Annotated in this window: 22 protein-coding genes; 4 read left to right on the top strand and 18 right to left on the bottom strand. The window is 62.5% G+C overall.

Translation table 11 applies throughout. The features are described from left to right. Nucleotide 1 precedes the first annotated feature (1 nt). A complete protein-coding gene (glcE, locus tag P9875_RS05310) occupies nt 2-1,072 on the bottom strand; it encodes a glycolate oxidase subunit GlcE (protein ID WP_278317762.1) in 1,071 nt (356 codons plus the stop codon). A 16-nt stretch (nt 1,073-1,088) separates the two neighbouring features. Continuing rightward, on the bottom strand, nt 1,089-2,579 hold the full coding sequence (locus tag P9875_RS05305) for an FAD-linked oxidase C-terminal domain-containing protein (protein WP_278317761.1): 1,491 nt from the start codon (nt 2,577-2,579) through the stop codon (nt 1,089-1,091). A 151-nt stretch (nt 2,580-2,730) separates the two neighbouring features. Here P9875_RS05305 and P9875_RS05300 point away from each other — a divergent pair, with 151 nt between their 5' ends. After that, nucleotides 2,731-3,282, top strand: a complete 552-nt coding sequence (locus P9875_RS05300) for a cob(I)yrinic acid a,c-diamide adenosyltransferase (protein ID WP_278317760.1) — start codon at nt 2,731-2,733, stop codon at nt 3,280-3,282. Nucleotides 3,283-3,302: 20 nt separating this feature from the next. Here the strand turns inward: P9875_RS05300 and P9875_RS05295 are convergent, their stop codons facing one another. The 13 genes from P9875_RS05295 to P9875_RS05235 all read right to left on the bottom strand — a co-directional run bounded on the left by P9875_RS05295 (nt 3,303) and on the right by P9875_RS05235 (nt 15,663). Next, nucleotides 3,303-3,515 (bottom strand): hypothetical protein, encoded by a 213-nt coding sequence (locus P9875_RS05295; protein WP_139143510.1) that lies wholly within the window; start codon nt 3,513-3,515, stop codon nt 3,303-3,305. A 128-nt stretch (nt 3,516-3,643) separates the two neighbouring features. Next, on the bottom strand, nt 3,644-3,832 hold the full coding sequence (locus tag P9875_RS05290) for a hypothetical protein (RefSeq protein WP_034749095.1): 189 nt from the start codon (nt 3,830-3,832) through the stop codon (nt 3,644-3,646). Between the two features lie 90 nt (nt 3,833-3,922). Beyond that, nucleotides 3,923-4,123, bottom strand: a complete 201-nt coding sequence (locus P9875_RS05285) for a hypothetical protein (RefSeq protein ID WP_099403301.1) — start codon at nt 4,121-4,123, stop codon at nt 3,923-3,925. A gap of 89 nt (nt 4,124-4,212) precedes the next feature. After that, complete coding sequence (locus P9875_RS05280) at nt 4,213-4,404, bottom strand: hypothetical protein (RefSeq protein WP_099403302.1); 192 nt, start codon at nt 4,402-4,404, stop codon at nt 4,213-4,215. Nucleotides 4,405-4,435: 31 nt separating this feature from the next. Continuing rightward, nucleotides 4,436-4,816 (bottom strand): glutaredoxin family protein, encoded by a 381-nt coding sequence (locus P9875_RS05275; protein ID WP_278317759.1) that lies wholly within the window; start codon nt 4,814-4,816, stop codon nt 4,436-4,438. Nucleotides 4,817-4,897: 81 nt separating this feature from the next. Beyond that, the gene (locus P9875_RS05270) at nt 4,898-5,083 is read right to left on the bottom strand and encodes a hypothetical protein (RefSeq protein ID WP_099379706.1); all 186 of its coding nucleotides are present in this window, start codon (nt 5,081-5,083) and stop codon (nt 4,898-4,900) included. A gap of 284 nt (nt 5,084-5,367) precedes the next feature. Beyond that, nucleotides 5,368-6,516 (bottom strand): cytochrome-c peroxidase, encoded by a 1,149-nt coding sequence (locus tag P9875_RS05265; protein ID WP_278317758.1) that lies wholly within the window; start codon nt 6,514-6,516, stop codon nt 5,368-5,370. A gap of 25 nt (nt 6,517-6,541) precedes the next feature. After that, nucleotides 6,542-9,091 carry a TonB-dependent receptor plug domain-containing protein gene (locus tag P9875_RS05260; protein WP_278317757.1) on the bottom strand — a complete coding sequence of 850 codons (2,550 nt, stop codon included), beginning with the start codon at nt 9,089-9,091 and terminating at the stop codon, nt 6,542-6,544. Nucleotides 9,092-9,303: 212 nt separating this feature from the next. Beyond that, the gene (locus P9875_RS05255; RefSeq protein WP_278317756.1) at nt 9,304-11,376 is read right to left on the bottom strand and encodes an FUSC family protein; all 2,073 of its coding nucleotides are present in this window, start codon (nt 11,374-11,376) and stop codon (nt 9,304-9,306) included. Nucleotides 11,377-11,531: 155 nt separating this feature from the next. Beyond that, nucleotides 11,532-12,500 (bottom strand): IS1595 family transposase, encoded by a 969-nt coding sequence (locus P9875_RS05250; protein ID WP_278317755.1) that lies wholly within the window; start codon nt 12,498-12,500, stop codon nt 11,532-11,534. Between the two features lie 134 nt (nt 12,501-12,634). Then, on the bottom strand, nt 12,635-14,503 hold the full coding sequence (gene dxs, locus P9875_RS05245) for a 1-deoxy-D-xylulose-5-phosphate synthase (protein WP_278317754.1): 1,869 nt from the start codon (nt 14,501-14,503) through the stop codon (nt 12,635-12,637). Next, complete coding sequence (locus tag P9875_RS05240; protein ID WP_235211792.1) at nt 14,504-15,415, bottom strand: polyprenyl synthetase family protein; 912 nt, start codon at nt 15,413-15,415, stop codon at nt 14,504-14,506. Then, nucleotides 15,412-15,663 (bottom strand): exodeoxyribonuclease VII small subunit, encoded by a 252-nt coding sequence (locus P9875_RS05235; RefSeq protein ID WP_278317753.1) that lies wholly within the window; start codon nt 15,661-15,663, stop codon nt 15,412-15,414. Before P9875_RS05235 ends, P9875_RS05240 begins: the two co-directional genes overlap by 4 nt. Before the next feature lie 406 nt (nt 15,664-16,069). On the opposite strand from P9875_RS05235, the gene P9875_RS05230 reads away from it, so the two are divergent. Genes P9875_RS05230 through P9875_RS05220 form a run of 3 tightly spaced genes read left to right on the top strand, consistent with a single transcriptional unit; the run spans nt 16,070 to nt 19,013 of the window. Next, nucleotides 16,070-17,170 (top strand): aromatic ring-hydroxylating oxygenase subunit alpha, encoded by a 1,101-nt coding sequence (locus P9875_RS05230; protein WP_035824656.1) that lies wholly within the window; start codon nt 16,070-16,072, stop codon nt 17,168-17,170. A 54-nt stretch (nt 17,171-17,224) separates the two neighbouring features. Continuing rightward, nucleotides 17,225-18,148 (top strand): DMT family transporter, encoded by a 924-nt coding sequence (locus tag P9875_RS05225; RefSeq protein WP_278317752.1) that lies wholly within the window; start codon nt 17,225-17,227, stop codon nt 18,146-18,148. A 13-nt stretch (nt 18,149-18,161) separates the two neighbouring features. Then, nucleotides 18,162-19,013: a sulfurtransferase gene (locus P9875_RS05220; protein ID WP_278317751.1), complete on the top strand. Its 852-nt coding sequence runs from the start codon at nt 18,162-18,164 to the stop codon at nt 19,011-19,013. 45 nt (nt 19,014-19,058) lie between these two features. Here the strand turns inward: P9875_RS05220 and P9875_RS05215 are convergent, their stop codons facing one another. From P9875_RS05215 to P9875_RS05205, 3 genes are all read right to left on the bottom strand, one after another. Continuing rightward, nucleotides 19,059-20,795 (bottom strand): ABC-F family ATP-binding cassette domain-containing protein, encoded by a 1,737-nt coding sequence (locus P9875_RS05215; RefSeq protein ID WP_278317750.1) that lies wholly within the window; start codon nt 20,793-20,795, stop codon nt 19,059-19,061. A gap of 257 nt (nt 20,796-21,052) precedes the next feature. Continuing rightward, complete coding sequence (locus tag P9875_RS05210; RefSeq protein ID WP_051959370.1) at nt 21,053-21,811, bottom strand: ZIP family metal transporter; 759 nt, start codon at nt 21,809-21,811, stop codon at nt 21,053-21,055. Between the two features lie 243 nt (nt 21,812-22,054). Then, nucleotides 22,055-22,939 (bottom strand): dienelactone hydrolase family protein, encoded by an 885-nt coding sequence (locus tag P9875_RS05205; RefSeq protein ID WP_278317749.1) that lies wholly within the window; start codon nt 22,937-22,939, stop codon nt 22,055-22,057. Nucleotides 22,940-23,003: the final 64 nt, after the last annotated feature.

Below are 23,003 nucleotides of genomic sequence, written 5' to 3'. Positions count from 1 at the left end.
CTCAATCCATTCTGTGCGGGTTGAAGATACCGGCCGGGTCGAAAGCCTGCCGCAGGCGCTGGTGGATGGTGGCGATGGCGGGCGCCAGCGGGTGGAACACGCCAACGGCCTTGTCGCCGCCGCGAAACAGCGTGGCGTGGCCGCCGGCGGCCGCCACGGCCTGGCGAATCTGCGCGCTGCCGGCCGCATCGGCGTCGCCATCGAGCTTGAGCCAGCGCTGCGCCCCGCCCCACTCGATCAGCTGGCGCCCCTTTAAAATCATGGCGCTGGCGTGCGGCGGCAGAGACAAGCGCCACAGGCTGCCCGCGCCCGCGAAGAATGCGTGCGTTTGCTCGCGCACGTCCAGCCAGAAAGCGGCCGCGTCATCGTGCGTCAGCACTTCGCCTCCCAGCGATTGCAGGGCCGCCGAGACAGCCGCCTCGGCGCCGGACAGGCGCACCGTCAACACGCCATCGTGCCAGCAGCTGGCCGATATCGGCAGCGGCTTGCCCGCCCACTCATTGAGCATGCGCAAGGCGGCGATTTCCGCGCAGGCCACGCGGAACGTCGCTTCGCGCAGCGGCAAGGGCAGCACCTTCAGCGACACTTCCAGGATCAGGCCCAAGGTGCCCAGGGACCCCGCCAGCAGGCGCGAGACATCGTAGCCGGCCACGTTCTTCATGACTTGCCCGCCAAAGGCCAGGCGTTCGCCATGGCCATCCATCAGCACGGCGCCCAGCACGAAATCACGCAAGGCCCCCGCGCTGGCCCGGCGCGGGCCGGACAAGGCGCTGGCGACGACGCCGCCCACCGTGGCGCCGGGGCCGAAGTGCGGCGGCTCGAACGCCAGCATCTGGTTGCGCGCGGCCAGCGCCGCCTCGATTTCCACCAGCGGCGTGCCGCAGCGGGCCGTGATCACCAGCTCCGTCGGTTCATAGTCGATGATGCCCGCATACGCGCGCGTATCGAGCACCTCGCCTGTCAGCTGCTGGCCATACCAGTCTTTCGAACCGCCGCCGCGCAGGCGCAAGGGGCTGCCCGCCGCGCTGGCCGCCAGGATCTGCTGCCTGAATTGTTCAACGATTGCTTGCAAAAGAGTCTCCGGCGGATTAAAAACGGGGCAGGTTGGCGAACGGCAAACGCCCCGCCGTCACATGCATCTTGCCGAATTCGGCGCAACGGTTCAAGGTGGGGATCGCCTTGTCCGGGTTCAGCAAGGCATGGGGATCGAAGGCGCGCTTGACGGCGAAGAAGGCATCGAGTTCGGCGCGCGTAAATTGCACGCACATGGAATTGATCTTTTCCATGCCCACGCCATGCTCGCCCGTGATGGTGCCGCCCACAGCCACGCACAGGGCCAGGATGTCGGCGCCAAACGCTTCTGCGCGCTCGAATTCGCCGGGCATGTTGGCGTCGAACAGGATCAATGGGTGCAGATTGCCGTCGCCCGCATGGAACACGTTCGCGCAGCGCAAGCCATGCGTCGTTTCCATGGCGGCGATCCCCGTCAGCACTTCCGCCAGTTTTTTGCGCGGGATGGTGCCGTCCATGCAGTAGTAATCGGGCGAGATGCGCCCGGCGGCGGGAAAGGCGTTCTTGCGCCCGGACCAGAATTTCATGCGTTCCGCTTCCGACTGCGACACGGCAATCGCGCTGGCGCCCGCCCCTTCCAGCACGGCCGTCATGCGCGCGATTTCCTCTTCCACTTCCTCGTGCGTGCCGTCCGCTTCGCACAGCAAAATGGCGGCCGCGTCGATGTCGTAGCCGGCCTTGACGAACGGTTCGACCATGCGCGACGACGTCTGGTCCATCATTTCCAGGCCAGCCGGGATAATGCCGGCGGCGATCACGTTGGCCACCGCATTGCCGCCCGTGACGACGTCGTCAAACGACGCCATGATGACTCTGGCCGTCGCCGGTTTCGGTATCAGTTTCACGGTCACTTCCGTGACGATGCCCAGCATGCCTTCGGAGCCGATGAAGACGGCCAGCAGGTCGAGGCCCGGAGCGTCGAGGCATTCGCCGCCCAGTTCCAGCACGTCGCCAGCGATGGTGACGACGCGCACGCGCAGCACATTGTGCACGGTCAGGCCGTATTTCAGGCAATGCACGCCGCCCGAGTTTTCCGCCACGTTGCCGCCGATGCTGCAGGCGATCTGCGACGACGGGTCGGGCGCGTAGTACAAGGCATATTGCGCCACCGCTTCGGAAATGGCCAGGTTGCGCACGCCCGGCTGCACCACGGCGATGCGCGCATACGCATCGACGCGCACGATGCGGTTCAAACGCGCCGTCGACAGCACCACGCCATCGGCGATCGGCAAGGCGCCGCCCGACAGGCCCGTGCCGGCCCCGCGCGGCACGATCGGCACCTTCAACTCGCGGCAGACGCCGAGGATGGCGATGACCTGTTCTTCCGTGTCCGGCAGGGTCACCACCATCGGCAGCTGGCGGTAGGCGGCCAGGCCATCGCATTCATACGGGCGCGTATCTTCGGCGTCGGACAGCACGCAGCGTGCCGGCAGCACGGCCAGCAGGGCAGCGACGACGGCTTGCTGGCGCGCGGCGGTCAATCCGGATTCAGAGGCAGCATTGGGCATAAGATGGAGGGCAAATGAGCATGGGCGTGCAACGATTGTAAGCACAAACGTGGCGTGCAGCGCATTTTTTGTCACAATGGCGGGCAAATGCAGGGCCAGGCGGCGCGCGGTGTCGTATGCTGCCCCCATTCTTCTTTACAGGATCAGCATCATGGGCAACCGACTTTCGAAAATCGCCACGCGCACGGGCGACAATGGCAGCACCGGCCTGGGCGACGGCAGCCGCACCAGCAAGGACAGCGCCCGCATCCACGCCATGGGCGACGTGGACGAACTGAACTCCAATATCGGCTTGCTGCTGTGCGAAGCCATGCCCGACGCCTTGCGCGAGGAGCTGGTGGCCATCCAGCACGACCTTTTCGACCTGGGCGGAGAAATCTGTATCCCCGGCTACCAGCTGATCAAGGAAGAACACGTGCTGCGCCTCGACGACCTGCTGGCGAAATACAATGCGGACTTGCCGGCGCTCTCCGAATTCATCCTGCCGGCCGGCTCGCGCGCCGCCTCGCTCGCGCATGTATGCCGCACCGTGTGCCGCCGCGCCGAGCGCAGCATCGTCGCGCTGGCCAATGCGGAACCACTGCACGAGCATCCGCGCCAGTATGTGAACCGCCTGTCGGACCTGCTGTTCGTGCTGTCGCGCGTGCTCAACCGCTTTGCCGGCGGCGACGACGTGTTGTGGCGGCATGACCGCGCCAGATGACGCGGCCATGCACGTGTTGCTTATTCCGGCATCTCGGGATAGATGCCATTACGGCAGTTTTCAACGCAGAAATTGTAGTTGTCGCGGCAGGAAGCGTCACCCCGGCCTTCGTCGAGACAAATTCCCCTTAATTGGGCGCACTGGAAACCACAGCTTGGAGTGCTGTTTGCCGCCTTGTTGAACGACAGGCTGGCACCTGCAACAAAAAGAAAAAAAGCGATTTTTTTAAACATGCTGTTCCTTAGTGAGCGACGTGAAGTAAACACGCAACATGCCGCCGTTTCATGTTGCGCCCAAAGACAAGGGATAGAATCGGCTAGCGCCTTTCTTCAGCACCGGCCAGAATAGTTATTGGATTTTCTTAGCCGCAGGCCTGAAGACACACTTTATTGGCGCGGACGCATGAAGGAACACTGAACTCCATGACACAGGCATCGAGCGCCATATAGCACTCGGACTGGCATTCGGAAATGTCGGCGGTACTACTGGCCATCGCATACGAGGCGCTGACGCCCATGGCAAACAAAAAGAAACCCAGTTTTTTGAACATAAGTAATCCTTTGTGGAAATGAGGCACTGCAGGACGGATGAGGTGATTCGGCCGGCCTGGCCAGGAGACCGGCAGACCGGCAATCATTATTTACGGCAAGTATGGATCGCAGCTTTGATTGCACATCTGGTGAATCTTGGAGCAAGCGCCTGGCGACCTCGGATGGTCCGTCATGCACTGCACCAGATCGTCGTCACACTGCGCATAGCATTCCGGCTCGCCGCCGCCGGCGATCGCATACGAGGCGCTGACGCCCATGGCAAACAAAAAGAAACCCAGTTTTTTGAACATAAGCACTCCTGTTGAATTGACAGACGATGAGTAACAGCCATGGCGCGCCGTCTCTTACGCGCCATCGATCAGCTGGCATTGCCTCCGCGTCAATGACGCGGTGGGCGCAGGCATTCCTTCTGGCAAGCCTGATAATTTTCCATGCAGGCCGGCTGGCCGAATTCCACGCAATCGAGCAGGTTGCGTTCGCAGACAAAGGTGCAGTCAGGGCCAAAGGCCTGGGCACTGAAGGACAACGCGGCGCCGGCGGCAAACAGGAACGCGGCAATCTTTTTGAACATGGTCAGCCTTTCAAGTTAACAAGTTGAAACGTCAGATTTTCTTCAGCGCCGCTTCCAGCGCGCCCGTATTGAAACCCTGGATCTTGCGGTTGCCGATCAACACCACGGGCACGCCGCCGCCACCGAGTGCTTCATGGGCTTTTCGTGCTTCCGGGGATTTTTCGATATCAAGATCGACGAAATCGATCTTGTTCTCCTTGAAGTACGCGCGCGTCTTGGCGCAATAGCCGCACCAGTCCGTGCCGTACAGCACCACTTTCGTCTGGGCGTTCGGGAAATACGCGGCGTAATTGCCCTCTGTGTAATTCGACTTGAGCAAGCCGGGCAACAAGGACAGGCCATAACCGCTGCCCAGGCCTGCGGCCAGGATCAAGCCATACATGGCGATGGTTTTCATTTTTTTCTGCATCATAAGTATTGTCAGAGGCTTCAATGATCGAAGGCGGCGGATGCAGCATGCGCTGGGCGGCCGCCTGGCAATGCAAAACGGCGATCAGGCGCCGGCTTGGCAGCCTCTCAGGCAGCCTTTATAACTGCTGCTGCAGAATGGGGATCTGTCACCATACATCATCTGGCATTCCCGCAATTCCTCCTCGCAGCTATAACAGCTGTTATCCGAAGCGATGGCATAGGAAGCGCTCAAACCCAGGGTAAAAATAAACGCGGCAATCTTTTTCATTTACTACTCTCCATGTTAGCGATGGCACCAGGCAAAGCCGGCAATCGCGTCAGATCAGTCGTAAAAAATCCATACGGATTTCGTCTTTGCTTGCTACGAAAACGAATATAGACCGCACTTATTTTAGAGTCAACGTTTCCTTTCGATAAATTTCCAGTTAGGAAAATATATCGGGAAAGCCCGTGAAATGTGGAATTTGGAGAGATTGGCAGGCGTCAAACGTCTATACAATATCGGCGCCGCATGCAGGAAAAGGCCGGTTGCGGGCGCAACCGGCCGAGCGGCTACAGCACTTCGAGAAAACTCTTCAGCGCGATGATTTCCTCGGATGTCAGCTGCAATTGCTGCAGCAAGGGCGAGGTAACGGGAAACTTCGGATCGGCCGCCTGTTCGGCGTTGCGCGGCACGGGGCGCGACATGCCCGCATTGTACATGTTCAGCAAGCCCACCATCTGCGGGAACAGGCCATTGTGCATCCACGGCCCCGATTGTGCCACGCCGCGCAAGCCGGGCGTTAGGAACTTGCCCACGTCCTCATCCTTGCCCGTCACCAGGTAGCGTCCCAGGTCTTCATATTTCTTGCGCCCGTAATACGTCAGTCCCAGGTTGTGAAATTGCTGGTCCGTCAGCATGGCGCCGCTGTGGCACGTCATGCAGCGCGCCTTGGTGCGGAACAGATGCAGACCCAGCAGTTCGCGGTCGTTCAAGTCCGTGCGCCGGCCCTCCAGGAAAGTATCGAAGCGCGTGACGGGCGGCAGCACCGTGCGCTGGTAGTCGGCCAGCGCCGTCAGGATGCGCGGCAGGGTCACGCCGGCCCCCTCGCCAAAGGCGGCGTCGAACTGCGCCGGGTAATCGTCCAGTTTGGCCAGCTTGGCCGCCAGGGCTGGCACGTCCATGGCCATCTCGTCCGGATGCTGCAAGGGGCCCAGCGCCTGCTCTTCGAGGGTGGCCGCGCGGCCGTCCCAGAACAGCGGCTTGAGCTGGCCCACGCCCAGCAAGCCAGGCGCATTGCGCTGTCCCAGTCGTCCTTCGTGGCCGACGGAGGTACGCTTGCTGTCGGCAAAGCTGTGGGCCGGACTGTGGCAGCTGATGCAAGCCACCGCGTTCGAGCGCGACAAGCGTGGATCGTTGAACAGGCGCTGCCCCAGCGACGCCACGGCCGGCGCCACCTGCGGTGCGGGCATGGCCGAGACGGGTGCCATTTCCTGCGGCGTGACGCCATCAGCCACCTGCGGCCGGGGCCAGCTGGCGATGGGCTGCGCGTACGTCTGCCGCAGGCACGCCATGTCCCAGCCCTTGTCCGCCGCGCAGGCCGCGCTGGCGGGCACGGCATCGCTGGCGCGGCCATCCATGCTTATCATCAGGCCCGCGCCGCCCACCAGCAAGGCGGCCACGGCGAAGGTGGTTTTTTTCAGGTGGGATGCGATGCTCATGCGCCTGCCGTCATGGTCGTTGTCATCAGAAGCGGTAACCGAGTTCCAGCGTGAACTGGCGGCCTTTTTCATACACCAGCGCGGTAGCGGACTGATACAGCGGGTTGGTGCGGTTGGTGAGGTTTTCAATGCCCAGGTTGACGAATCCTTCGCCCGGGCCCGTTTTCGGCAATGCATATTGCACGCGCATGTCCCAGCTGATGGACTTGCCCACCGTGATGTCCTTGAAAACCGTCGCCACGCCACCGTCGAACATCAGCGATTCGCCCGTTGTCACCATGCCCGTTTCCGGACCCCGCACGCGGAAGAAATTATCCACTTTCAGGCGGTAGGCAGGCACGTCCGTCGACAGCAGCAGGCGCGCCGTCCAGGGCCGGTTGTAATTATTCGCCGGGCGGTCGATCCAGCGCACAAACTTGCCCTGGTAATAGATGTAGTCATCGAGTTCGCCGGCGAGATTGCTCAGAGTGTCATCGTAGCTGGCGTGCGACGAACGGGTGCGCGTGTGGTCATAGGCGAACTGCACCTGCGTGCTGCTGCCGCCCCAGCGCAGCGGACGCGCCGTTTCGGCCGCCAGCGTCCACACCTTGCTGTCGGTGCTGCCAATATTATCCCAATAATAATGGGCGGCCGATTCCAGGTGCTGCACGATTTCGTCGCGCCCCTCGCGCAGCACGCGCTTGGCGCTCCACTTCACGCCGCCCCAAAGATGGCTGACGCCCAGCATTTTTTCATCCGTGTACGGCGTTTTCATGTCGCCCAGCTGGTACCAGGTCCAGTTGGTGGCCATCTCGGGCGCGGCCCAGTCTTTCAGCAGGCCGCCCGACAGGGTGCGCGTCTGCGCCTTCGTCTGCAGTGCCAGGCGCTTCGAGTTGGCATAAAAATCGAAGAAATTGCGGCCATAGTAGCGGTTGGCGCCCACTTCGACCTGCGTCGTGCCCTTGCCCGCCACGTCCCAGAACGCCGACAGGCGCGGCGCGATGCTCGACTTGGGCGACAGGTCGTCGCTGTCGTAACGCGCGCCCAGGCGCAGGCGCACATTGCCGGCCCGGATATCGTCCTGCAAAAAGGCACCGCGCGTCTTGTTGCTCAGCTCATAGCCGCCCGCGTAATAAATGACGCGCGACGACAGGTATTGGCCGCGCACATTTGAGGCCGCGTTCCAGGGCGTCGCCAGGGAACAGTATTGCGTATCGACGCCGCCCACCATATTGCAGGTGCTGGTATTGACCGACGCCGTGTACTGTTCGTACGTGGTGTTGCGCTGGTAACTCGAATGCTGGGTGCCCAGTTCCAGACCCGCCTGGAAGGTGTGCGTGGCGCCCAGCAGGGCGAACGACTCCCACTTCAGCTTGCCTTGATACTGGGCGCTTTCCTGCTCCTGGTCAACGTCGCCATAGCCGCCCTCGTTGCTGGACCAGCCCGTCGCGCCCGTGCCCGTCTTGACGCCCCAGTTCTTGTTGCTCGAATAGCGCCAGCCTTTCCAGACGGTGGCATCGGCATCGCGCGAGCTGTCCATCCTGTTCCAGCTCAAACGGTGTTCCGCCGTGGCGTTGCCCAACAGCGCTATCGGGTGGGTCAGGCCCAGGTTGAGGCCATTGCCGCCGCTTTTCAAATGATACGTGCTGTTCTTCGCATTGGCGATGAAATAGTCGCCGTCTGACGGTGCATGCATGAGAGAAAAATCGGCCAGCACGCCGGGGCTGATGCTCCAGAAACCGCGCACAAAGGCGTTGTCGCTGCCGCGCCGCTGCACCTTGCGATTGGCGTCGCTTGCGCTCTGCAGGCCGTTGCCGTAACCATTCAGCGGAATTTCCGAGGTCTTGCGGATGAAGCTGCCGATCAGGCTGAAATTCTCCGTCACCTTGCCCTGCAGCGCGGCGCGGTACGTCCATTTCTCGAATTCCGGCTGCAAGTCGGCCGTGGCCGAGTTGGCAGCGCTTTCCCGCTGCGCGTCGCTGAGTTTGTACTTCATCCACGCCGAGCGCGTGCTTTCGACCGACACCTGGCCGGCCAGCTTGCGCGCGGGCGCGCAGGTATTGGCATTGACGACGCCGCCCTTGAAACGGCCATATTCGGCGCCGATGTTCGAGTCGAGCACCGTCACATCGCACAGCAGACTGGTATCGACTGCAAAGCCCTGGCTGGCCGACGGCGGCGTGGTGAGACTGGCAGGATTGTTGCTGCCCGGGCCGATATCGTTGTTGAGCGACATGCCATCCATCTGGTACAGATTGTCGTAGAACTTGGCGCCATTGATGCTGATGTCGGCTGGCGCCAGCTCGCCCTGGGTGGCGGAGGCTTGCTGCTTGTTATCGAATTGCACGCTGGGATTGATACGCAACAAACTGGTGATATTGCCGTCGATTCCATTCATGGCTTCGATCTGGCGCTTGTCCAGGCGCTGTTCGCCCACGGATTCGCGCTCGGCCTGCAAACGCACTTCGGGCAGCACTTGCGGCGTGGATTCTTCGCTGTCGGTGTCGGCGGCAAAAACACATGGCGTGACGGCGCTGGCGCCAAAGGCCAGGCTGATGGCCAACACGGACTGGCGCACGGTAAGAATGGAAGACATGGAAACCTTGCAACTGCGGATGAGAAGGCGGCAGTCTCATGATGCCGTCCTTCACTCGCGTCGCCAGTGTCGCCTTCTCATGCTGCCAGTCACAAATGATAACGATTACCATTTGCATTGACAATGCAGGAAAATCAAGACTCGGCCGTTTTTTTAACATGGGTAAAAATTTCAGCCGTCTTGTTGCATCCTCACCACGCCTGCTTTGTCATTCAGGCGCCTGACGCCACGCCACCTGGCTGCGCTTGCGCCAGCACATGCTCGCGCAGCAAGCCGCGCAGCAGCTGCACCTGGGCCACGGCATCGGCTTGCAGCGGCGTCAGGCTGTCGGCAAGACACGGGCCAGGCGCGCCGGCAGTGGCTTCACCGCGCAGCAGCGCATCGATTTCCCCGCTGACCTCGGCAATCCACCGTTGCAATGCGGGCGGCGCCGGCTCGGCCTGGGGACTCAGGCTGATGCGCGCCGTGCTGCCCGCCACGCGGCGCAGCAGCGGCAAGGTGCGCAGCGCCGCCAGCCCCACGCCACTGCTGCGGTCCAGGCGGCGCTCGATGCGCAAGCGCTGCAGCACCTGTTCCGCGTTATTGCTGGCCAGCCCCGCCTCGCGGCGCAGGCGCGCGATGGCGCTGTCCCATTTACCACCGGCGGCCAGCACGGCCAGCAGGTATTTCAGGTTGGCCGACACGGCTTGCGCCAGGCGCTGGTCCAGGTCGTCCGCCTCGCGGTCGGGCCACAGGAAAAACGTGGCCAGCAAGGCCAGCACGCAACCGAGCACATTGTTGCCCAGGCGGCTCATGGCGTACACCATCTCGCTGGCCGGCGCCGCATAGTCGGCCACCAGCACGAAGGCGGGCGTCATGAACAGCACGTGCAGGCTGTAGCTGACACGGCGCAAGGCCATGGTGGCAACGATCAAGGGAAACACCACCAGCGAGATACCGAGCGGCGTGTAAATGACCAGGCCGATCAGCACGGCCAGCACGGCGCCCAGCACGCTGCCCGCGACGCGCTCGATGCCGCGCGGCCAGGTGGTCGACACGGACGGCTGCAGTATCAGCAGGGTCGCCATCGTGGCCCAGTAGCCGAACGGAATATGCAAGGCCTCGACCAGCAGGAAGCCGGCCGTCGTCGCCAGCGATACGCGCGCCGCATGGCGCCAGCTCAGCGACTGCGGCGTGGCGTTGACTTTCGCCGTTTGCCACGCCTGCCCCAGCGCCAAGAAAGCGGCCTCGCGCCACGGCAGCTGCGCCGCGCGCGGCAAGCCCAGTTCCATGAAATCCACGTTCAGGCGCAAGGGCAGCAAGGCGCCCAGCGCCGCTTCCAGGCGCCGTCCGCAGCCCGCCAGGCGGCGCTGCAAGGCCAGCGGCGGCGTTTCCGGCTGGCGCTGCACGGCTTGCCCCAGGCGGCGCAGCAGCACGGCCATCACTTCCAGGCTGCGCCGCGCGCGCGGGTCCTGGCGCAGGCGCTGCTGCTCGCGCTCGCATGTATGCGTGACGGCAATTAAATAGGCGAAGATGCGCTCGGCGTCGCTGAGCGCCAGCAGCAGGTTGTCGTACAGGGCGCTGCGTCCCGCGCGCGCGGGCGGAACGGCGGCCAGCGCCACACGCGCCGCTTCCAGCGCGGCGCGCGCCTGCGAACGGTAGCTGGCGCCATGCGCGGCAACATCGGCTTTCGCGGCGTCATGTTCGAGGAAACGCGCATTGTCGCGCGCGATGCCGGCCAGGCGCGAATACGCGGCACGGATGGCGCGTCTGGCCGGGCTGAACGGGTGGATGCGCCAGACGGTAAAACTGAGCACGGTGGCGAACAGGCAACCGAACATGTACAGGCCCAGGAAAGGCGCCGTCTGCGTCATCGATTCCAACGGATGCGTGACCATCACCACGCAGGCCGTGGCCGCCAGGATGGCCACCTGCGCCGTGGCCGCGCCCCAGATGCGCGCCAACGCGCCGGCCCAGGAAAACAGCAGCACGGCAATGGCCGCCGCCGCCACGCCATGCCCGGCCGCCAGCGCCGTCAGGCCGCCAGCGACCGTTGACAGCAAGCCGAAGCCCACCATCGAGACGAAGCGCATGCGCCGCGTGCCAGCCGCGTCGGCCAGGCAGGTCCAGAAGGCGCCGATGGCGGCCCAGGAAAAATCGGGGTGGTCGAACAGCAGGCCCAGCAGCAGCATGGCGCTCGAGGCGCAAGCGGCCCGCAGTCCCTCGGACAGATTCGTTTCATCGATGGCCAGGCTGACCATCCACAGGGGACGGCGCTGCGCCAGCTTGTCGGTATAGGCGTGCATGCCCGTCAGCCAGCGGCCGGCCAGTGCGCGCGTACGGCGGTGAAGTTTCCTGAAGTGCAAGTTGGACTTTGAGAAGGTATCAAAGCGTCATCGTAGCATTCCCCGGCAGAAAATGCTGCAGTGCAGCGTAAAATTCCTGCGAACGAAAAAAAAGGCTATGTCACCGTCAAATGTGGGAATGCGCCCAGCGTTGCTTTCAATAACGTTTCCGGTGAGCGGATACGCCTGGCGTCGAGTATCCAGCGCCATCCCAGGTAGTTCGGCAGGTAGCGCGTCGCCACGCCATGAAACGGACCCAGCCATTGCCGCAAACGGCTGTGATAGGCATTGACGTTCTGCACATGGGCGGCGCCCTGCACGCGGATGCCGGCGCGCAAGTTGACGGCCTGGTGGCTGATGCCCGCTTCCCTCGCAAAGGCCCGGTAGGCGGCATGGCCATCAGTCACCAGCAGCACGTCCTTGTCGATGACAGGCAACAAGCAATGATGCAGCTGCGCTTTCGTCAACGCCCCTTTCCCCGTGACAAAATCGAGCGTCTGCCCCGTGCGGTCGCGTGCCACCAGGATGCAGACCTGTTCATTGGAAATGCCGCGCTTGTGGGCATGGCCGCCCCGGCGGCGCGCCGGACGCGTCATGTTTCTGGATCCCTTTTCCGATTCCAGCAGATATAACTCGTCGGCTTCGGCAATGCCGTGCAAACCATGCGGTCTGTCCGTCTTTGCCAACGACAAAAACCGGTGGCGCCAGCGGAACGTCGTGTTGCGGTGTACGCCCAGCTGTAACGCCGCCTTGCGCACGGAATCCGATGCCAGCAGGTAATCGGCATAATCGAGCCACAGCGCCTTGTGGCGCAAGCGGGCCAGCGGCGTGCCCGTCAAGGCATTGAAGGTGCGGCCGCAGGACATGCAGCGGTAGCGCTGCAAACCGTGCGCATGGCCATGCCGGTGCAATTGGTCTGAATGGCAAGCGGGACAGGCCAATCGCGGTTGGGCCACACTTTCTAGCAGCGCGACGGTCGCGTCTTGTGGAGAGTTGCCACGCAACAGGGCAATGCCTGCCTGCCGCTGGCGTTGGCTCAGCTGAGCAAACTGCGCAATCAAGGTGATCCATTCGGCTGGCCGCATGATCTGCTCCTGCAGGGTGGGTATGCAGAGTCAGACAGCACGGTCACAGGAAGATTCCGGCATTTCCCCTACTTGCCGATGACAGAGCCAAAAAAAGCGGCACCGCAGTGCCGCTTCTCAGTATGCAGGCAAACTTAGCTGACGACGGCCAGGCGCGGCTGCGTGCCGCCAAAACGCTGCTCGATCGACGCGGCGATGCCGTTCGCATCGAGACCCACGCTTTTCAGCAACTGCACGGGATCGCCATGGTCGATAAAGACGTCTGGCAAACCCAGCATCAGGATCGGCTTGACGATGCCCTCGGCCGCCAGGGCTTCGGCCACGGCCGAACCGGCGCCGCCCATGATGCAGCCCTCTTCCACCGTCACCAGGTAATCGTGTTCCGCAGCCAGCTGTTTCACCAGCGCCACGTCGAGCGGCTTGACGAAGCGCATGTTGGCGACCGTCGCGTCGAGCTTATCGCCCGCCGCCACGCTCGGCGCCACCATCGAGCCGAAGGCCAGGATGGCGATGCGCTTGCCGTGGCGCTTGATCTCGCCCTTGCCGATTTCAATGCTGGTCAGTTCCGGCACGATGGCCGCGCCGGCGCCGGCGCCGCGCGGATAGCGGATGGCGGCCGGGCCCGGATAGTGGTAACCCGTGGTGAGCATCTGGCGGCATTCGTTTTCGTCCGACGCGGCCATGACGACCATGTTCGGGATGCAGCGCAGGAACGCCATGTCGTAATTGCCCGCGTGCGTGGCGCCATCGGCGCCCACCAGGCCGGCACGGTCCAGGGCGAAGGTCACGTCCAGGTTTTGCAGGGCCACGTCGTGGATCAGCTGGTCGTAGGCGCGCTGCAGGAAGGTGGAATAGATGGCCACGACGGGTTTCAAGCCTTCGCAAGCCAGGCCCGCGCCGAAGGTCACGGAATGCTGCTCGGCGATGCCGACGTCGAAATAGCGGTTCGGGAATTGCTGTTCGAACTTGACCATGCCCGAGCCTTCGCGCATGGCCGGCGTGATGCCCACCAGGCGCTTGTCGTGCGCGGCCATGTCGCACAGCCAGTTGCCGAACACTTCCGTGTACGTCATCTTGGCCGGCGCCGTGGCTGGCTTGATGCCTTCCGCCGGATTGAACTTGCCCGTGCCGTGGTACAGGATCGGTTCCGCCTCGGCCAGCTTGTAGCCTTGCCCCTTCTTGGTGACCACGTGCAGGAATTGCGGGCCCTTCAATTGCTTGATGTTTTGCAAGGTCGGGATCAGCGAATCGAGGTCGTGGCCATCGATGGGGCCGATATAGTTAAAACCGAATTCCTCGAACATGGTGGCGGGCACGACCATGCCTTTGGCGTGCTCTTCAAAGCGCTTCGCCAGCTCCAGCACGGGGCCGGGCAAGACGGACTTGCCGACATTTTTCGCGGCCGCATAGAACTGGCCCGACATCAAGCGCGCCAGGTGGCGGTTCAGCGCGCCGACGGGCGGCGAGATCGACATGTCGTTGTCGTTCAAAATCACCAGCAGATTGACGTCTTCCTGCACGCCAGCATTGTTCATCGCTTCGAAGGCCATGCCGGCCGTCATCGAGCCGTCGCCGATCACGGCGATCGCGTGCAGCGGGTCGCCCTTGATCTTGGCGGCCTGCGCCATGCCCAGCGCGGCCGAGATCGACGTCGACGAGTGCGCCGTGCCGAAGGTGTCGTATTCGCTCTCGTCGCGTTTAGGGAAGCCGGAAATGCCGTCTTTCTGGCGCAGGGTATGCATGCGCTCGCGGCGGCCCGTGAGGATCTTGTGCGAATAGGTCTGGTGGCCCACGTCCCACACGATGCGGTCGTGCGGCGTGTTGAACACGTAATGCAGCGCGACGGTCAGCTCGACCGTGCCCAGGTTGGACGACAGGTGGCCGCCCGTCTTGGAAACGGAATCGAGCAGGAAGCCGCGCAATTCCTGCGCCAGCGGCACCAGTTGCGAGCGGGCCAGCTTGCGCACTTGCGCTGGTTCATTGATGGTTTCTAACAGTTTCATTTATGCCTTCCGCTGCACGACCAGGTCTGCCAGCTCGCGCAGACGGCGTGCCTTGTCCCCGAATGGCGCCAGCGCCGCATGGGCGTCGCACCGCAATTGTTCTGCCAGGGCTCTCGATGGTTCCAGCCCCAGTATCGATACGTAAGTGGGCTTGTTGGCGGCCGCATCCTTGCCTGCCGTCTTGCCCAGGGTGGCCGAATCGGCCGTGGCGTCGAGCACGTCGTCGACCACCTGGAACGCCAGCCCGACGGCGCGCGCATACGCGTTCAGCGCCGTCATGTCGTCTGGCGTCAAGTCCTTGCCGGCCAGCGCGCCGAGAATCACGGCCGCGCGCAGCAAGGCGCCCGTTTTGAGTTGATGCATCTGTTCCAGCTGCGGCAAGGTCAAGGCCAGGCCGACGCTGTCGAGGTCGATCGCCTGGCCGCCGCACATGCCGCTAGACCCGGAAGCCTGTGCCAGCAGGCGCACCATGGCCATTTGCCGCGCCGGCGCAATGGCCGCGCCTTCGGCCAGCAGCATGAAGGCCTGCGATTGCAGGGCGTCGCCGACCAGCAGGGCCGTCGCTTCATCGTAGGCGATGTGCACGGTGGGTTTGCCACGGCGCAAGGCATCATCATCCATGCACGGCATGTCGTCATGCACGAGCGAATACACGTGAATCATTTCCAGCGCGCAAGCGGCGCGCGCGAGGGTATCTTGATCGGCATCAAACAATTCGCCAGCCGCCATCACCAGCAGCGGGCGCACGCGCTTGCCGCCACCGAGCAGCGCATAGCGCATGGCCGCGTGTAGCTTGTGCGGCACGACGTCCGCCGCCGGCAGGAACTGGTCGAGCCGAGCTTCCACGCCGGACTGGGTCGCTTGCATCCAGTCGCCGAAGGTCACGCCGTCTTGTTGCACGCTGGCCATCATTGGGCAGCCTCGCCGGCATCCACGAACGGTTTCAACATGTCGCCTTCCAATACTTTCACCTGCGCTTCGACACTGTCGAGCTGGGTAGCGCAATACTTGACCAGTTCCGAGCCGCGCTGGTAGGCCGCGACCGATGCTTCCAGCGGCAACTGGCCCGCTTCCATTTGCGTTACCAGCTGCGCCAGTTCCGCCATCGCCTCTTCAAACGAGGCCGGCGCTACGGCAGCGGCAGTTAATTTCTTCGACATAGACTCAGATCTCTTCGTGGCACGAGGGGCTTGTAGGGAGACGCCGGGGATTCCCGGCCAGCATAGAAGCGTTATTTTAGAACAAACCACACTATTAAGTGAAAACTAAAGCGCAATCGGCGCGCTCAAAGTCAATAGCGTTGCCAGCTTGGCAGTGAATTTTAGCGCAATCGCCCCCATCTACCGGAAATTGCGCGCCAAATGACAATGTTTCTCATTAAAGTCATTATTTGCCGGGGGGTTTTGGCAATGCCGAGGCCGATACGCGCTATAATCGCCGGTTCTGTCCGAAATACCGTTTCAACAAATTTGAATTCAGGTCTTTGCGGATTCTTTCTCTCTGTAGCGGCTGCCCAGGGAATGGCCTGGGGCACTGCTGACCGTTGTACATTTATGGGGGGTTGGGATGTCCGATCTGGCTACTCACGCCAAGCTGGCGCGCTCAAACGCGCAACTTCCGGTCCACGTCTATTTTGACGAAACGCTGTTGCAGCGTGAAATGCAGCAATTGTTCCAAGCCGGCCCGCGCTATGTCGGGCATGAGCTGATGGTGCCGGAAACCGGCGATTTTGCGACCCTGGCGTCTGAGAACGAAGGGCGCATGCTCGTGCGCAACGCCAATGGCATCGAAGTGCTGTCCAACGTGTGCCGCCACCGGCAGGCGCTGATGTTCAATGGCCGCGGCAATGCAAACAACATCGTCTGCCCGCTGCACCGCTGGACCTACGACCTCAAGGGCGAACTGATCGGCGCGCCGCATTTCCCCGAGACGCCGTGCCTGAACCTGTCAAAAACGCCGCTGCAAAGCTGGAATGGCTTGCTGTTTGAGCAAAATGGCTACAACGTGATGGAAAAATTGAAAGATTTGTCCGTCTCGAAAGAACTCGATTTTTCCGGCTATATGTTCGACCACGTGGAAATCCACGAGTGCGACTACAACTGGAAGACCTTCATCGAAGTCTATCTGGAAGACTATCACGTGGAACCGTTCCACCCGGGCCTGGGCAGCTTCGTTAGCTGCGACGACCTGCGCTGGGAGTTCGGCAAGGATTACAGCGTGCAAACCGTGGGCGTGCACCGCGGCTTGCAGCAGGCCGGCTCGCCCGCCTACAAGAAATGGCAGGAGCAGGTGCTGCAATTCCGTGGCGGCGAAGCGCCACCGTATGGCGCCATCTGGCTGACCCTGTATCCGAACATCATGGTCGAATGGTATCCGCACGTGCTGATCGTCTCGACCCTGTGGCCCGACGGTCCGCAAAAGACGCGCAACGTTGTCGAGTTCTATTATCCGGAAGAAATCGTGCTGTTCGAGCGCGACTTCGTCGAAGCGGAACGGGCCGCCTACATGGAAACTTGCGTCGAGGACGATGAAATCGCCCTGCGCATGGATGCGGGCCGCAAGGCCCTGATGGCGCGCGGTGTCAGCGAAGTGGGCCCTTACCAGTCGCCCATGGAAGATGGCATGCAGCATTTCCACGAGTGGTACCGCAATAATATCGAACTGTAATTCCCTCCAGGGCCGCATTGCGCGGCCTTTTCTTTTTCATCGTCAGGATTTCTCATGCAATCGCTTTGGATGCTATTTGCCAGTTTCATGTTCGCCATCATGGGCGTGTGCGTCAAGCTGGCGTCGGATATGTATTCGACGTCCGAAATCGTCATGTACCGCGGCATCATCGGCATGACCGTCATGAGCTGCACGATTTTGTACCAGGGCGGCAGTTTTAAAACCACGATGCCGGGCCAGCATCTGTGGCGCGGCGTGGTGGGCGTGATCGCCCTGTGGCTGTGGTTTTATGCGATCGCCATCCTGCCGCTGGCCACGGCCATGACGCTGAACTATATGGCGCCCATCTGGATCGCCGTGATCCTGCTGGCCGGCGGCTGGTGGAAAGCAACAAAACAAGTCGAGTGGCCACTGGTGGCGGCCATTGCCATGAGCTTTGTCGGCGTGACCCTGCTGCTGCAACCCGTGTTCGAAACGGACCAGGCGGCCGGCGCCATCACGGCCTTGATTTCCGGCATGCTGTCGGCCCTCGCCTATTTGCAGGTGCGCAAGCTGGGCTTGCTGGGCGAACCCGAATACCGGGTCGTGTTTTATTTCTCGGTCGTCAACTTCCTGGCCGGCGTGATCGGCCACGTGGCCAGCGCCGGCGGCGGCCCTGTCATCTGGCACGCGCACACGAGCGGCTATGGCATCGGCTTGCTGGCCGCCATCGGCCTGTGCGCCACCATGGCGCAGATGGCCATGACGCGCGCCTATCGCCTGGGCAAGACCCTCGTGGTGGCGAACTTGCAATACACGGGCATCGTCTTTTCCAGCTTCTGGGGCGTGGTGATCTTTGGCGACCTGTTCGACTGGCACGGCTGGGCCGGCATCGGCATCATTCTCGCGTCCGGCATCGCGGCAACCTATTACAATACCCGCAACACGGCCCGTGGCGCGGCGATCGCGCGCACGGATCCGATTGCCAGCGAAGTGTAAAGGAGCGTTTCCGATGTACACCACCTTGTTACAGGCCAGCGAACTGGCCAACCACCTGAATGACAGCAACTGGGTCATCCTCGATTGCCGCCACGACTTGCTCAACCCGACGGCCGGCAGCGACGCGTTTGCCGCCGGCCATATCCAGAACGCGCAGTTCGCCGATATCGACACGGCCCTGTCCGGCCCGAAGACGGCGCGCGGTGCAGATTTTACGGGGCGCCACCCCTTGCCCGAGCGCAACGCCCTGCTGGCGACTCTGCGCGGCTGGGGCATCGATGACGACACGCAAGTGGTCGCCTATGACGGCCAGGGCGGCATGTTCGCCGCCCGTGTGTGGTGGCTGCTGCGCTGGCTCGGCCACCCAGCCGTCGCCGTGCTCGACGGCGGCCTGGTCGCCTGGCAGGCGCAAGGCTTGCCACTGGTCACGCCCGTGGCGCCCCGCCCTGTTGGTAACCTCACGGAAAAAGCCAGCCTGACGCGCACGGTCAGCGTGCAGGACGTCATCGCCAACCTGGAAACCCAGGCCTTGACCGTCGTCGACGCGCGCGCGCCCGACCGTTATCGTGGCGAAAACGAAACCATCGACCCCGTCGGCGGCCATATCCCCGGCGCGAAAAACCGTTTTTTCAAGGACAACTTGCAAGCGGATGGCCGCTTCAAGAGCGCGGACGAACTGCAGCGCGATTTCAGCGCATTGCTTGATGCACCGCAAGCCGCCGTCATGCAGTGCGGTTCCGGCGTGACGGCTTGCCACAACTTGCTGGCCCTGGAAGTGGCAGGTTTGCCTGGCGCGGCCCTGTATCCGGGCTCGTGGAGCGAATGGTGCGCCGATCCGGCGCGGCCTGTGGCGACGGGGAATTAAAAAATGGCGGACCAACTGGTCCGCCATTTTCTTACCAGTGGATAACTACGACGTTATCCCCAGCGCTTGATTCAAACGTTCCAGTTCCGCCAGCCACGCCTGCTGGCTGGCCGGCTTCTGGTGGCGCGGCTTTCTCGCCAGGTCTTCCGCCAGCAATTGCTCCAGTTCACACAAGCGCTCCAGCTGCACGTCGATGTCCGTCAGTACCGCGGATGCACGCTCCACTCTTGGCGCGGGCGTCAACGCTTGCCCATCTTCCGCGCTCAACCGTGCATACGCGCTGGCCGCATCGGGCCACTCTTCCAGCCCGCCATCGGCTACCACCCAAAAACGGTTGCAAGCCGTCTCGATCAGGTCGCGGTCGTGCGAGACCAATAAACAGCCGCCAGCAAAGCTGAGCAGCGCTTGCCCCAGTTCCGCCTTGCCCTGCATGTCCAGGTGGTTGCTTGGTTCGTCCAGCAGCAGCAAGTGGTAGCTGGCCAGCGACAGCCCCAGGAATAGCAGCCGCGCCCGCTCGCCGCCGCTCAGGGTCGCTACCGTCTGGCCATGGCGCGCATACGGAAAGCCAGCCGCAATCAAGGCCTGCTTGCGCGCCACCTGGCTGCGCGCAGCTTCGTTTTGCACGGCAAACGGGTACAGGGCGTCAGACAAATCCGCATCGTCCGCCAGTTGCTTGAGCGACTGGTCGTAATAGCCGATGTTGGCCGCCTTGTGGTAGCGCAAGTCAGGCCGCTCGTCCTGCGCCTGTATCGCTTGCCAGCACAGGCGCAGCAAGGACGATTTGCCGCTGCCGTTGGCGCCCAGCAAGGCGACGCGGTCACCCGGTTTCAGCCACAGCTGGCCGACCCGGAATAGTACGGAAGACGTGGGCACGGCGCGCACATCGAGTTCGTCCAGCGCCAGCAACTGGTCGGCCGCCAGCGCCTTGCCGCGCAGGCTCAAGCGCCACGGCGCGCCATCGCTGACGAACGATTGCACATCCTTCAATTTATCAATGCGCCGCTGCATGGTCTTGGCCTTGCGCGCCAGGTCTTCATTGTCATAGGTGCGGCCCCACAGGGCCAGGCGGGCGCTGCTGGCCGACAGGCGGTCGATTTCCTTTTGTTCGGCAGCATGGCGGGCGGCCGCGGCAAGATCGGCTTCGGCAAGCGCCGCCAGCGCGGGGCCGCACGGCAAGTCGAAGTCGTACAGGCGGCTATCGCGCAAGATCCAGCTGCGCGTGGCAACATTGTCGAGCAGGCGCTGGTCGTGCGAGACGAGGATGAAGGCACCGCGCCAGGCCAGCAGGAATTGCTCCAGCCACAGCAGCGACGGCAAGTCCAGGTGATTGCTCGGTTCGTCGAGCAGCAGCACGTTCGGCTCCTGCAGCAGGGCGCGTCCCAGCAGCAGCCGCGTGTGCTGGCCGCCGGATAAAGAATACACGGGCACTTGCGCGGTTTCCTGGTCGAAACCCAGTTCAGCCAGCAGGCTGTCGACCCGCCAATGCAGTTCCGGCTGCTCCAGCACGGGCGCCAGCAAGGCGTCGTACAGGCGCAGGTTGGCAAGTTCGGCCGGCAAATGCTGCTCCACATGCTGCAAGCGGCAGGCACGGGCGTAGTGGATGGTGCCGGACGTGGCTTCGCGCGTGCCGCTGAGCAGACCCAGCAAGGTGGATTTGCCGCAGCCATTGTGGCCGATCAGGCCGATGCGGTCGCCCTGGCGCAAGGTAAAGGCGAGTTCATTGAACAGAAAACCGTCGTGGGTATCCAGTTGTAAAGCTTGTGTCGAGATAAGGGTAGTCATGGCTCTTGTCTTTGTTCGGGATGCAAGCATCCGCGTTAACAGGAGCGCTAACGACAACGGAGTACCAGGAAAGGACTCGTGGAGGAGGGTAACTTTGCTCTGGCCAGGTTATCGCAGCGCGATAGAACGTGGGCAAGAGCTGGCAAATGTGCTTAAAGAACGCGCATCCCATAGGGCGAGCATAAAAATTTCCATATTTTCCTCCTTTCTGTGCAAGTTAGTCAGAAAGGCAATACTACACCCACACAGTCAGTACATCAACCGCCGTGGCGCTTGTGCGTCAGGAACAGCACGATGCACACGCCCAGCGCGATCAAGAGCACTTGCGGAATGGTTTCGCGCAGGGTGGCGCGGCGCTGCATCTGCGGCATCAGGTCGCTCAAGGCGATGTAGATGAAACCGGACGAGGCGAACACGAGCACGTAAGGAATCAGATTGCTGGCGCGGTCCAGGGTGAAATAGCCGAGCAAGCCGCCCGCCACCGCCATCAGGCTGCACAGCAGATTGAAGATGTAGGCACGCAGGCGCGAGAAGCCGGCGTTGAGCAGCACGATAAAATCGCCGATTTCCTGCGGGATTTCATGCGCGATGATGGCCAGGCCCGTCACCAGGCCCAGCTTCGGGTCGGCCAGGAAGGCGGCGGCGATCAAGATGCCGTCCGTAAAGTTGTGCATGCCGTCGCCGACGAGGATCATCCAGCCGGCCTTGCCCGCTTCGTGCTTGTCGTGGCCGTGCGCATGGTGGTGTCCATCGCCTTCGTGGTGGTGCGAATGGCGCAGGATGGCGAATTTTTCCAGCATGAAAAAGGCCAGCAAGCCCGCCAGCAGGGTGGCGAACAGACTGCGCGGGTCCGCCTGCGACTCAAACGCTTCGGGCAAGGCGTGCAGCAGGGACGTCGACAACATGATGCCGACGGACAAGCTGACCATGCGCTCGACCACTTTGGACAGGAATGCAAACGAAAAGATCGCCGCCGCGGTAATGCTCAACACGCCCGCGATCGTGGTCGCGAGCAAAATGGATATAAGGACGGGATCGATGATTTTCTTACCTCAAAATGGCGCCGGGTCACTGGCGCCCGCGATGCTGGCGTCTGGCCTGATGAATGCGTTGTTATCTATTGTTTACATTTGCGCGTCTGGCGGCAGCGTCGCGCGATGAAGATGCAATTGTACTGCATTGGCGCGCAGCGGGCATTTTACAGCCCGGTGCGCCTTTCGCGCCAACTTATGGGAAATGCGGTGTTTTTCTGTTGCGGATCACGCCACGCCGTGGCGCTTAAACCAGGCCAGGCAGCGCACATAGCCGTCTTTCGCATCGGCCGCCACATAGCTGGGGCGGTAATCGGCATTGAAGGCGTGGCCCGCATCAGGGTAGACAACGAATTCCGATTTGTTGCCGCCCTTGGCCAGCACATCCTTCATTTTGCCGATCGATTCCTGGCTGATGCCCGTATCCTTGCCGCCATACAAACCCAGCACGGGGACCTTCAGGGTGGCGGCGATATCGATGGGATTGCTCGGCTGCAAGGGAGTCGGTTCGCCCACGAGGCGGCCATACCAGGCCACGCCCGCCTTGACGGCCGGATTGTGCGCCGCGTACAGCCACGTGATGCGCCCGCCCCAGCAGAAACCCGTGATGCCCAGGCGGCTCGTGTCGCCGCCATTCTGCTTCGCCCACGCCACCACCGCATCGAGGTCCGCCATCACTTGCGCATCCGGCGTCTTGGCGATGATGCCTTTCATCAGCTCCGGGATGCTGCTGACTTTGGTCGGATCGCCCTGGCGCACGAACAGGTCAGGCGCCAGCGCCAGATAACCTTGCTTGGCGAAGCGGCGCGCCATGTCGGCGATATGTTCATGCACGCCAAAGATTTCCGAAATGACCAGTACCACGGGCAAACCCGTTTTACCCTCCGGCTGCGCCGCGTACACGGGCACGGCCTGGCCATCGACCATCACCGACATGCTGCCAGTAACGAGCCCGGCGGAATCCGTCTTGATGACGTTTTGCGCCGCCACAGGCAGCACGGCCACGGCAAAACCCGTGCCCAGCGCCACCTTCAGGAAACCACGCCGGCCATCCGGCCCGGACAAGCTGCTCTGGCCCAGCAAACTTTCACAATCGGTGATCATGTCGCTCATGCGTTTCTCCTGAAGGGGGTGTTAACAAAAAATGTCGGCTTACGCGCTGCGCGCTAAGCCGACC

It is taken from the genome of Janthinobacterium rivuli (assembly GCF_029690045.1).
In the GTDB taxonomy this organism is placed as follows: domain Bacteria; phylum Pseudomonadota; class Gammaproteobacteria; order Burkholderiales; family Burkholderiaceae_D; genus Janthinobacterium; species Janthinobacterium rivuli.
This window is presented reverse-complemented; position numbering and strand designations above follow the sequence as displayed.